General features: G+C 68.4%; 13 protein-coding genes. 3 read left to right on the forward strand and 10 right to left on the reverse strand.

The features are described from left to right. Window positions 1–16 precede the first annotated feature (16 nt). The 5 genes from fliN to JYJ84_RS17955 all read right to left on the reverse strand — a co-directional run bounded on the left by fliN (window position 17) and on the right by JYJ84_RS17955 (window position 3582). On the reverse strand, window positions 17–508 hold the full coding sequence (fliN, locus tag JYJ84_RS17935) for a flagellar motor switch protein FliN (protein WP_122944026.1): 492 nt from the start codon (window positions 506–508) through the stop codon (window positions 17–19). Next, complete coding sequence (gene fliM / locus JYJ84_RS17940; RefSeq protein ID WP_043184817.1) at window positions 501–1499, reverse strand: flagellar motor switch protein FliM; 999 nt, start codon at window positions 1497–1499, stop codon at window positions 501–503. Before fliM ends, fliN begins: the two co-directional genes overlap by 8 nt. A gap of 22 nt (window positions 1500–1521) precedes the next feature. Continuing rightward, on the reverse strand, window positions 1522–2058 hold the full coding sequence (gene fliL, locus JYJ84_RS17945; protein WP_122944027.1) for a flagellar basal body-associated protein FliL: 537 nt from the start codon (window positions 2056–2058) through the stop codon (window positions 1522–1524). A 311-nt stretch (window positions 2059–2369) separates the two neighbouring features. Beyond that, on the reverse strand, window positions 2370–3092 hold the full coding sequence (locus tag JYJ84_RS17950; RefSeq protein WP_122944028.1) for an LrgB family protein: 723 nt from the start codon (window positions 3090–3092) through the stop codon (window positions 2370–2372). Between the two features lie 13 nt (window positions 3093–3105). After that, window positions 3106–3582 (reverse strand): CidA/LrgA family protein, encoded by a 477-nt coding sequence (locus JYJ84_RS17955; RefSeq protein WP_122944029.1) that lies wholly within the window; start codon window positions 3580–3582, stop codon window positions 3106–3108. A gap of 139 nt (window positions 3583–3721) precedes the next feature. On the opposite strand from JYJ84_RS17955, the gene JYJ84_RS17960 reads away from it, so the two are divergent. Continuing rightward, window positions 3722–4648 (forward strand): LysR family transcriptional regulator, encoded by a 927-nt coding sequence (locus JYJ84_RS17960; RefSeq protein ID WP_175222237.1) that lies wholly within the window; start codon window positions 3722–3724, stop codon window positions 4646–4648. Window positions 4649–4708: 60 nt separating this feature from the next. Here JYJ84_RS17960 and JYJ84_RS17965 read toward each other — a convergent pair whose 3' ends face one another. Both JYJ84_RS17965 and JYJ84_RS17970 read right to left on the reverse strand, forming a co-directional pair. Beyond that, window positions 4709–6271 (reverse strand): DHA2 family efflux MFS transporter permease subunit, encoded by a 1563-nt coding sequence (locus JYJ84_RS17965; RefSeq protein ID WP_122944033.1) that lies wholly within the window; start codon window positions 6269–6271, stop codon window positions 4709–4711. Window positions 6272–6448: 177 nt separating this feature from the next. Continuing rightward, the gene (locus tag JYJ84_RS17970; RefSeq protein ID WP_122944034.1) at window positions 6449–6940 is read right to left on the reverse strand and encodes a MarR family winged helix-turn-helix transcriptional regulator; all 492 of its coding nucleotides are present in this window, start codon (window positions 6938–6940) and stop codon (window positions 6449–6451) included. A 174-nt stretch (window positions 6941–7114) separates the two neighbouring features. Between JYJ84_RS17970 and JYJ84_RS17975 the strand changes: the two genes are divergently transcribed. Then, on the forward strand, window positions 7115–7399 hold the full coding sequence (locus tag JYJ84_RS17975; protein WP_175222238.1) for a multidrug ABC transporter ATPase: 285 nt from the start codon (window positions 7115–7117) through the stop codon (window positions 7397–7399). A 269-nt stretch (window positions 7400–7668) separates the two neighbouring features. Beyond that, the gene (locus JYJ84_RS17980; protein WP_175222239.1) at window positions 7669–9240 is read left to right on the forward strand and encodes an efflux transporter outer membrane subunit; all 1572 of its coding nucleotides are present in this window, start codon (window positions 7669–7671) and stop codon (window positions 9238–9240) included. Between the two features lie 22 nt (window positions 9241–9262). On the opposite strand, the gene JYJ84_RS17985 is transcribed toward JYJ84_RS17980, so the two are convergent. From JYJ84_RS17985 to gspL, 3 genes are all read right to left on the reverse strand, one after another. Then, entirely contained in the window at window positions 9263–10051 is a 789-nt protein-coding gene (locus tag JYJ84_RS17985) for a type II secretion system protein N (protein ID WP_122944037.1), read from the reverse strand. 31 nt (window positions 10052–10082) lie between these two features. After that, entirely contained in the window at window positions 10083–10589 is a 507-nt protein-coding gene (gene gspM / locus JYJ84_RS17990) for a type II secretion system protein GspM (protein WP_175222240.1), read from the reverse strand. After that, a partial coding sequence (gene gspL, locus JYJ84_RS17995) for a type II secretion system protein GspL (protein ID WP_240201869.1) occupies window positions 10586–11131 on the reverse strand: 546 nt, incomplete at its 5' end. The genes gspL and gspM, both read right to left, overlap by 4 nt.

Genomic DNA, 11131 nt, shown 5'->3' on the forward strand with positions numbered 1-11131 from the left:
CCGGGCACTACGACGTTCATCGATTCAGCTTCCGGATACGTTCGGCCGGCGTGATGATGTCGGTCAGGCGGATGCCGAACTTGTCGTTGACGACCACGACCTCGCCCTGCGCGATCAGGCAGCCGTTCACGAGCACGTCCATCGGCTCGCCGGCGAGGCCGTCGAGTTCGACGACCGAGCCCTGCGCGAGCTGCAGCAGGTTGCGGATCGCGATCTTCGTGCGGCCGAGCTCCACGGTCATCTTGACCGGGATGTCGAGGATCATCTCGATGTCGTTGTGCGTCGAGGTCGCCGCGGCCTTCGACAGCGGCTGGAACACGCCGGCGCCCGTTGCGCCCGCCTGCACCGGCTGCTGGTTCTGCTCGGCGAGCGCGGCCGCCCAGTCGTCCATGCCCGGATCTTCTTCCGCCGCGGCCGGTGCCGCCTGCGCGGCGGCAGCCGATGCCGCGAGGGCCGCGTCGGCCATCGCTTGCAGGTCGTCCTCGGGCGTCTGGTTCAGCTCACTCATATCCACCTTCCTTCATCGAATCGCCCGCGCTGATCATCTTCTGCACGCGCAACGCATATTGACCATTGAAAATTCCGTAGCCGCATTCCATCACCGGCACGCCGTCGACTTTCGCGGTGATCGTGTCCTCGATTTCGAGCGGCAGCACGTCGCCCGCGCGCAGGTTCAGGATCTTCTCGAAGGTCGACGAGATCTCGGCGAGGTTCGCGGTCAGCTCGACTTCGGCGGCCTGCACCTGCTGCGACAGCACGCGCACCCAGCGGCGGTCGACTTCGAGCGCCTCGCCCTGGATCGGCGAGCTGAGCACGTCGCGGATCGGCTCGATCATCGAGTACGGCATGCAGATGTGCAGCGTGCCGCCCGTCGGCCCGAACTCGATCGAGAACTGCGTGACGATGACGATCTCGTTCGGCGTCGCGACGTTCGCGAACTGCGTGTGCATCTCGGAGCGCACGAATTCGAACTGCAGCGGCCGCACGCTCTTCCACGCGGTCGTGTAGTGCTCGAACACGAGGTTCAGCAGCTTGCCGATGATCCGCTGCTCGGTGGCCGTGAAATCGCGGCCCTCGACGCGCGTGTGAAAGCGCCCGTCGCCGCCGAACAGGTTGTCGACGACGAAGAACACGAGGTTCGGGTCGAACACGAACAGCGACGTGCCGCGCAGCGGCTTCACGTGCACGAGGTTCAGGTTCGTCGGGATCGGCAGGTTGCGGGTGAATTCGCTGTACTTCAGCACCTTCACCTGGCTGACGGAGATTTCCGCCGTGCGCCGCATGAAGTTGAAGATGCCGATCCGCAGCAGGCGCGCAAAGCGGTCGTTGATGATCTCGAGACCGGGCATCCGGCCGCGGACGATCCGCTCCTGCGTCGCGATGTTGTAGGGGCGGACGCCCGATGTGTCGCGCTGCTCGTCGACTGCATCGGTTTCGCCCGTGACGCCCTTGAGGAGGGCATCGACCTCCTCCTGGGACATGAACTCCTGGTGACCCATACGCGCTCCTTTCGCGGCCGCGTTACTGGACGACGAACTCGGTGAACAGCACGTCGTCGACCTTCGCGCGCTGGTTGCCCGGCTGCGTCGGCTGCTCGATCAGGTCGCGCAGTTCCTTCGCAAGCGAACGTTTGCCGTCCGGTGTCGCGAGTTCCTCGGGATGCTTGTTCGACAGCGCGAGCAGGATCCGGCTGCGGATCTCCGGCATCCGCGCGGTCAGTTGCTCTTGCGCCTTCGGGTCGGTGAGCTTCAGCGACAGGCCGACGCGCAGGTAGTGCTGCGCGCCGTCGTCGGACTGCAGGTTCACGGTCAGCGGGTCGAGCGGGAAGAACACCGGCGCGGCCAGCGGTGCCGGCTCGGCGGGCTTGCTCGCATGGCCGACGCCTTCCTTGCTCAGGAACACGTACATGCCGCCGGCTGCGGCGGCCGCCGCGCCCAGCGCGATGACGGCGATGAGCGCGATGCGCTTGAACTTGCCGGGCGAAGCCGGCTTGTCGGCGGTCGGGTTTGCGGTCGTGGAGGCCATGTGAATGCGTGCGTGATGTCTCGTAGCATGCATTGTTCGGCATCCGGGCCGAGCCCGATGGGTGGAAAAGAGGGGGGATTTGCGGCTATCTCAGCCGATTGTCGGCCGGGTGTCGGCCGGATGCAGGGTAAGTGGGGGCGGAAAGGGCCACCGGGCTGGCGGCCGAAGCGGGCGTGGCCGGGAGATGGCGGCCATGCCGGGTACGGAAAGGCCGCCGGGCCGGCGGACAGAGGAGCAGGTGTGGCCGGAAGGTGGCGCCGTTTCTGTCGCTCGGGGTCTGTCGCGCCGAAAGGCGGCAGGCACGATCGGGCCGTGCCGGCGCTTGACGGGCGTCAGCCTTCCGGTCAGATCGGCAGCAGCGTCAGAAGCGGCGCGATCAGCACCATCGCGACGCCCGCGATCATCATCGTCAGGCTCGACACGACGCCTTCCTCGCTGCCGATCTCGCGCGCCTTCGCAGTGCCCACGCCGTGGGCGGCCGCGCCGAACAGCGCACCGCGCGCGAGCCGCGTGCGCATCGGCACCAGCGCGAGTACCAGCTCGCCGAGCAGCATCCCGCAGATGCCGGTCGCGATCACGAAGAGGGCAGTGAGATCCTTCGGCGCGTGGATCTTGTCCGACACGGCGAGCGCGAACGGCGTCGATACCGAGCGCGTCATCAGCGAGCGCTGCAGCTCGGGCGACAGGTGCAGCAGCTTCGCGAGCAGCAGCGACCCGCACACGCCCGCGGCGATCCCGACTGCCACGCCGACCGACAGCGACAGCCAGTGGCGGCGGATCAGGTCGCGATAGTCATAGATCGGCACCGCGAACGCGATCGTCGCCGGACCGAGCAGCCACATCAGCCAGCGCGTGTCGCGGAAGTAGACCGAATAAGGGATGCCGGTCAGCAGGACGAGCAGCACCAGCACGCCCGGCACGAACACGAGCGGCGAGAACAGCAGCGTCTTCTTGTACGCGTAGAGCCGCTTCGACGCGAAATACAGCACGACCGTCAGCACGAAGCAGCCGAACGAGATCGCGGTGTTCGCCTGGTCGGCGGACAGGTTCGACAATGCGGCAAGCATGGCAGGCTCCGGCTCAGTGGGCGGACACGGCGCTCAGGCGCGTGCGGCGGCGTTCGGCGCACACGCGCTGCGCGGCGAGCCGGCGCTCGAGCTTCGCGGCGAGGTCGACCGCGACGGCCACCGCGACCATCACGAACGCGGTGCCGGCGAGCATCACCAGCGCGATGCGCCAGCCGTCCTCGCGGAACAGCCCGCCGTACTGCACGGCCGCGACGGCGGCCGGCACGAAGAACAGCAGCATGTCGGACAGCAGCCAGTTCGCGCCGTCCTTCACCCACGCGGGTGCGACGCGGCCCGAGAACAGCAGCACGAGGAGCACCGCGAGGCCGATCACGCCGGACGGAATCGGCAGCCCGATCTTGCGCACCGCCCAGTCGACCGCCATCCACAGCACGCCGAGCGCGGCGGCCTGCAGCGCGATCCGGCCCGTGTGCGCCAGGCTGCCCGAAGCGGCGGGGCGGGCGGCGAGTGCGGCGGTCGGCTTGGTCATGGCAGGCTCCCTACAGATATTCCGTTGATGGTGGGAGTATAGGGTTTCCCCTAACCATAAATAAAATGACTTGTCTCTATCCTTGTCATTCCAATTCGGAATTCACCTTTGATCGCCGCACCATTTTGGGGAGACATCGATGGAATTGCGCGCGCTGCGGTACTTCGTCGAGGTGGTTCGCCAGCAGAGCTTCACGGCGGCCGCCGACAAGCTGTTCGTGACCCAGCCGACCATCAGCAAGATGGTGAAGACGCTCGAGGACGAGATCGGCTCGCCGCTGCTGCTGCGCGACGGCCGGCAGATGGTGCTGACCGACGCGGGGCGGATCGTGTTCCAGCGTGGCCAGGACGTGCTCGCCGCGCAGGCGCAGCTGCAGTCGGAGCTGAACGATCTCGGCACGCTCGGGCGCGGCGAGCTGACGATCGGGATCCCGCCGCTCGGCGGCTCGCTGTTCACGCCGATCATCGCCGCGTACAAGCAGCGCTATCCGAATATCGAGCTGAAGCTGTTCGAGCAGGGCGCTCGAATGATCGAGGCCGCGCTGACGTCAGGTGAACTGGAGCTGGGCGGGCTGCTGGAGCCGGTCGATCCCGCTACCTTCGAGCGGCTGCCGATGGTGCGCGCGCCGCTGTGGCTCGTCACACCGCGCGAATCGCGCTGGGAGGATCACGCGGCGGTGCCGCTCGCGGATCTCGCGCGCGAGTCGTTCGTGTTCTACGCGGAAAGCCTCGCGCTGCACGACGCGGTGCTGGATGCGTGCCGGCAGGTCGGTTTCACGCCGTCGATCGTGAGCCGCAGCGGCCACTGGGATTTCATGGCCGCGCTCGTGCATGCGGGGGTCGGCATCGCGCTGCTGCCCGAGCCGTATTGCCGGCGGCTCGACGCGGGCCAGTTCACGTGCCGGCCGATCGTCGAGCCGGAGATCACGTGGGCGATCGCGCTCGGCTGGCTGAAGAAGGGGTATCTGTCGCACGCGGCGCGCGCGTGGCTTGAAGTGGCGCGGGCGACGCTGCCGATCGCGCCGGGTGACGACCTGGCGTTCGGCGGGTTGCGGGCGCGGGAGTGAGGCCTGCCGGGGCGGGCGGTAAAACGAACGAGGCGGGCGCAACGGCTGCCCGCCGCGCCGTCAATGCCCCATCGCCGGCCCCGCCCCCTTCCTCGGCTTCGTGACCCACACGAGCAACGCGAGCGCGCCGAACATGAATGCCGACAGCAGGAAGAAGTCGTTGGTCGCCATCATGAAGCCCTGCTGCGTGACGAGCTGGTTGAGCTGCGCATTGGCCGTCTGGCCGACGATGCCAAGCTGCGACAGCGCGCCCTGGTAGTCGGTCGTGCTCTGCGCATACACGCTCACCGATTCCGACAGCCGCGCATGGTGGTAGATCGCGTCGTTCTCCCAGAACGTCGAGCTCGCCGCGGTGCCGATCGCGCCGGACAGCGTGCGCAGGAAGTTCGACAGCCCCGACGCACTCGCGAGCCGCTCGTCGGAGATGCTCGACAGCGTGATCGTCGTCATCGGCACGAAGAAGCACGCCACGCCGATCCCCTGCACGAGACGCGGCAGGATCACATGGTTGAACGGCACGTCGAGCGTAAACGTCGAGTTCCAGATCGACACGCCGGCGAACACGATGAACGCGAAGCTCGCGACCATCCGCAGGTCGAGCCGGTGCATGTTGCGGCCGATCAGCGGCGACAGCACGAGCGCGAGCAGCCCGACCGGCGCGGTCGCGAGGCCGGCCTTGCCGGCCGTGTAGCCCATCACCGTCTGCAGCCACAGCGGGAAGATCACGACCGAGCCGAAGAACGCCATGAAGCCGAACGAGATGATCATCGCGCCGAGCGCGAAGTTGCGGTCCTTGAACAGCGACAGGTCGACCACCGGCTCCTTCTCGGTCGCCTCCCACACGAGCATGAACGCAAGCGACACGACCGCGATCAGCGCCAGCGCGACGATGAACGTCGAGTTGAACCAGTCGCGATCCTTGCCGAGGTCGAGCATCATCTGCAGGCACGACACGCCGATCACGAGCAGCGCGAGGCCGATCGCGTCGATCCGCTGCTTCGACGTCTTCGTCTCGCGGCCGCGCAGCAGGAAATACGCGCAGGTCGCCGAGAAGATGCCGATCGGCAGGTTGATGTAGAAGATCCACGGCCACGTGTAGTTGTCGCTGATCCAGCCGCCCAGCAACGGGCCGAAGATCGGTGCGACGATCACCGTCATCGCCCATAGCCCGAGCGCGAGCCCGCGCTTCGCGGGCGGGTAGCTGCGCATCAGGATGGTCTGCGACAGCGGCACCATCGGCCCCGACACGAGGCCCTGCAGCAGCCGGAACGCGATCAGCGTCTCGAAGTTGGTTGCGAGGCCGCACAGCGCCGATGCGACCGTGAACGCGAGCACCGACAGCGTGAACAGGCGCACCTCGCCGACCCGCCGCGCGAGCCAGCCGGTGAGCGGCACCGCGATCGCGGACGCGACCGAGTACGACGAGATCACCCAGGTGCCTTCGCTCGTCGCAACGCCGAGGCTGCCCGAGATGGTCGGCACCGCGACGTTCGCGATCGACGTGTCGAGCACTTCCATGAAGGTGCCGAGCGCGAGCCCGACGGTGAGCAGCGCGAGTGCGCCGCCGGACAGCGGCGCGGGCGAAGCGGCGGGTTCGGCGGCGGATGCCGTGGTGGCGGACATCGGAATCTCCTAGACGCGGCGCGCGCGACGCGCCGGCACAACGCACGGGTGTGCGCCGCAGCGCAGCCCGGCCGGGTGGATCGGATAAGGGGAAAAGGGGAGCGCGTGCCCTGTCATCTTCTGCCCAGACAGATAAATAAGCGAATGCTTAACCTAGACATGGGGCCTCCGCGCACATCAGCTGTCCGCTTCGTCGTCGGGTTTCGGGCAACCGGTCGAGCCGGGCCCGTTGGCGATGAAGCGCTGCAGCAGGCCGGTGAGCGTCACGAGCTCGTCAGCCGAGAAACCGTCGAGCTGCGCGTTGAGCGCGGTCGCGATCAGCGACGGCAGCGCCCGGGCGGCTTCGGTGCCGCGTTCGGTCAGCGTCAGCTCGATCATCCGGCGGTCCTGCTCGCTGCGCGAGCGCGCGACCAGCCCCTTGCGTTCGAGCCGGTCGAGCATCCGCGTCATCGAACCGCTGTCGTACGACATCTTGCGGGACAGCTCGAACGGCGTGCGCGCGTAGCCGCGCGACAGCAGCAGGATCACGCCGATCTGCTGCGCGGTGAGGTCGAGCGGCTCGAGCGCACGGTCCATCCGCTCGACGAGCGCCTGCTTCGCCTTCGACAGGTAATAGCCGAGGCTCGTTTCCAGCGCGATGTTCTCGGGATCGTAAAGGCCGCCGGTCATGCGATTGCGCGCGCAGCAATAGTGCGTTTCGGATTTAAACGCGCCCAGTATCTTGAAAATTGATTGCTTAGTCAATATTATTTGAGGCAACCAGTTACGACGTGCATGTTGCACTGCCGGAGACTATGTTCTGACCGATGCGCCCGCGCTGCGGGCACCCCGAGGATGTTCGCGATGCTGTTCCTGAAAAATGCCGCCGGCGCGCTGCGCCGCAACCTGACCGATACCGCTCATCATGCGTTTTCCGGGCCGCACCGCGGCTGGAAGATCGCGCTGTACGTGACGATGCTGGTGGTGCCGGGCGGCTCGCTCGCGGCGCTCGGGTTCGCATGGTTCGATCATCGCCGGCAGCGCAACGGGAAAGACGGCGCTCGCCGCACGGGCCAGCCGGCCGCGACGGAGCCGTCGACATGGCGGTCCGCCGCCGAACCGCTCCCGCTGCCCGCGCGCTGCCACTGACATCGCGCGTCTCCCGCCTTCCTGACTGCTCCGACTGAGCGCCGGCCGCACCACGTACGGCCGGCGTCGCACGCCCGTTTTCCCGCCAGCTGGCCGTAATGGCCGGTAAACCGGCCGCTCGCGCCGGTAACACATTCCTGTCGCCGTGCACCGTACCCTTGGGGCTGCGCAGCTTTCCCGCCGTCAGTTACCATTTGTCCGCCAGCGGCACGACGACCGCATCGCGCGACGCCGCTCGCCGGATGTCGCGCCCAGACAGGAAAATCACCATGCCGTACGCCTCCCTCCCGCGCGCCCTTCGCCCGCTGAGCGCCGCCGTCGCCGTCGCGACGGCCGTGCTGCTCGCCGGCTGCGCCGTCGGGCCCGACTATCACCGGCCCGACACGTCGATCCCCGCCGCGTACAAGGAAGCGCCGGCCGGCTGGAAGGTCGCGCAGCCCGCCGACCGCACCGACCGCGGCGCGTGGTGGTCGGTCTACAACGATCCGCAGCTCGATGCGCTGATCGGCAGGCTCAACGCGTCGAACCAGACCATCGCGCAATCGGCGGCCGCGTACCGGCAGGCGCGCGCACTCGTCACCGAAGCGCGCGCCGCGTATTTCCCGACCGTCGGGCTGACCGCATCGGGCTCGCGCGCCCGCACGCCGCGCACGTCGGTGTCGTCGGGTTCATCGTCGAGTTTCGGCAGCGGTTCGACCGGCTCGATCAACAACAGCTACAGCATCGGCCTCGACGCGAGCTGGGAACCCGACCTGTGGGGCAAGGTGAGCCGTACCGTCAGCGCGCAGCGCGCCGGCGAAGCGGCCGCCGCGGCCGATCTCGCGAACGCGCGGCTGTCGCAGCAGGCGTTGCTCGCGCAAACCTATTTCCAGTTGCGCACGTCCGATGCGCTGCAGAAGCTGCTCGACGACACCGTGAAGTCGTACCAGCGGTCGCTGACGCTCACGCAGAACCAGTACGCGCAGGGCGTCGCCGCACGCGCGGACGTGATCCAGGCGCAAACGCAGCTGCAGAGCGCGCAGGCGGCATCGATCGACAACGGCGTCGCGCGCGCGCAGTACGAGCATGCGATCGCGACGCTGATCGGCGAACCGGCATCGACCTTCTCGCTGCCGCCGAACCCGCTCACGGCCGAGCCGCCGATCACGCCGGTCGATGTGCCGTCCGCGATCCTCGAGCGCCGGCCCGACGTCGCCGCGGCCGAGCGCCGTGCGGCGGCCGCGAACGAGCAGATCGGCGTTGCGATTTCCGCGTTCTTCCCGACCCTCACGCTGTCGGCCACCGGCGGCTTCCAGAGCTCGGTGTGGTCGCAGCTGTTCACGCTGCCGGCGCGCTTCTGGACGGTCGGCCCGCAGCTCGCGGCCACGCTGTTCGATGCGGGGCTGCGCGCCGCGCAGACCGACGCCGCGCGCGCGACCTACGACCAGGACGTCGCCGCGTACCGCCTCGCGGTGCTCACCGCGTTCCAGGACGTCGAGGACAACCTCGCGTCGCAGCGCATTCTCGCGCAGGAAATCGACGTGCAGCGGCAGGCCGTCGACAGCGCCGAGCATTCGCTCGCGATCGTCACGAACCAGTACAAGGCCGGCACGGTCGCCTACCTGAACGTGCTGACCGCGCAGACCACCGCGTTCACCGCGCAGCAGAAGCTCGCGACGATCGCCGGGCAACGGATGACGTCGTCGGTCGGGCTCGTGAAGGCGCTCGGCGGCGGCTGGAACGTCGCGGAGATGGCGCGCGAGAACGGCGACATGGCGGCGCCTGCACCCGTGCCGGCGTCCGGTGCGGCCGCGCCCGCGGCCAGCGCACCGTCGGTCGCCGCGCCGCTCGCGCAGCAGTAGGAAGGAAAGGGCGACGCGCGCGTCAGCGCTGCGCGTCGCCGAAGATCAACGACACCTCGTTGTTCCCGATCGGGTGGCCGAGCAGGTTCAGCAGCCCCGCGAGGTTCGCCTGCTGCTCGGGCGCCGAATGCGCGGTGCCGCGGAACGATCCCTGGCCCGGGCCGAAGTTGCCGTGGCCGTCGAGGAACAGCGGGCCGTGCGTCGTCGACAGGTCGAGGTCGGCGCCGGCCCCCTTCGCCTGCAGCACCGCGCGGTACGAACCGAGCGGCTTCACGCGCGATACGCGCGAACTCATCGAGTCGATCGTCACCGTCAGCTGGCCGAACGCGTTGTTACCGATCAGGCGCCAGTCGCTCCAGCCGAGCCGCACGTCGCCCTGCAGGTCGAGCGTGTTGAACGGCGTGCCGAGCCCCGCGAGCAGCGACGCGGGCACGGCCATCGTGCCCGCCGACAGCACCGCGCCGCGCCACGTCGCATCGAGCGTGACCGCATCGGGCATCGCGTCGGTCTGCCGCATGCGCATCTGCACGCGCCCGGTCAGCAGCGGCCAGAAACCCGTGGTCCATTCGACCCGGCCCGGCAGCAGCGTCGCCGCACTCTGGTCGGCGCCCGGCGCGAGCATCAGCGTGCCCGAGCCATGCCACAGCGACCCGTCGGGGTCGACGAGATTCACGTGCCCGCCGGTCGCGCGTGCGAACTGCGGTGCGATCCACGCGGCCGGTGCGAGCGCGACGAGCGTCACCGCCATCGCCAGGCCACCCGCCAGTACCCACGGCAATGCGGTGGCGAGCCGCTTGATCCCCGGCCTCATCGGCCGACCGCCACTTGCGTCATCCACTGCGTCATTTCTGCGTAGACGGTTGCATCACAGCCGTCAGGTCGACCTGGCCGTCGTCCTTCAGCGCGGTGGCATGCGCCTCGCCGACCTGCACCTTGAACTGCCGGCGCGCATCGTCGAGCCACTGCGTCCACGCCGGGAACGACACGTTCTTCATCTGGACCTGCACGCCGTTGCCGACGATCTGCACTTGCGCGCCCTGCAGCCCGTGATCGGACAGCGACGCGGTCAGCGCATCCTTCAGCGCGAGGCCGGTCGGTGCCACACCCTGCGCGGCGGCCGTCAGCGACTTCGCCTCGTTCGCCTGCGCGGTCATCTGCGCGAGCTCGCGGCGCATCGTCGGCAGCTCGCGCTGGATTCGCGCACGGCCTTCCTGTGCAGGCGACCACAGCACCGAATACGCGATCGCAACCGCCAGCACGGTGCCGCCCCAGCCGAGCAGCATCTTTTCGCGCTCGGTGCGCTCGCCCCAGAACTGGGCCAGCGTCTGGTTCAGTTGTTCGGTCTTCATGAGCGGCTCCGGATCGTCCATTTGCCCGTGTTGCTGTCGACTTCGCCGGACAGTCCGTTACGCGCGAGGCGCTGCGTGAAATCGGGATCGACCTTGACCTCCGGCTTGAAGCCGACGTCGAGCTTCCGGTCGTGATAGTCGAGCGACGCGATGCCGTTCAGCGGCAGCGCGCCCATCGAGCGCGACAGCCCGCTCGACAGCGCGAGGAAATCGTTCGGCGACAGTTCGCCGGCCGCCAGGCGCAACTGGTCGAGCTGGCGTTGCATCTGCGCGGGCGGATCGAGCACCGTCGTCGTCTTCGGGAACGCGGACAGCAGCGTCTCGGTGATCTGCGCGGACAGCGCATCGCGCTCGCGCGACAGCTTCCACCAGTGCAGGTTCATCCCGATCACGGCCACGCCGAGCGTCGCCGCAACGAGGGCGAGCGGCACGCGCAGGCGCTTCACAGTCGCGCGGTCGAAGCGCCACGGCTGCGATTCGAATTCGAACTGGCACAGGTCGAGCTTCTCGGTCAGCGCGCGCCGTGCGAACGCGTCGAACGA

This window comes from Burkholderia sp. LMG 13014 (genome assembly GCF_905232215.1).
Taxonomy (GTDB): Bacteria; Pseudomonadota; Gammaproteobacteria; order Burkholderiales; family Burkholderiaceae; genus Burkholderia.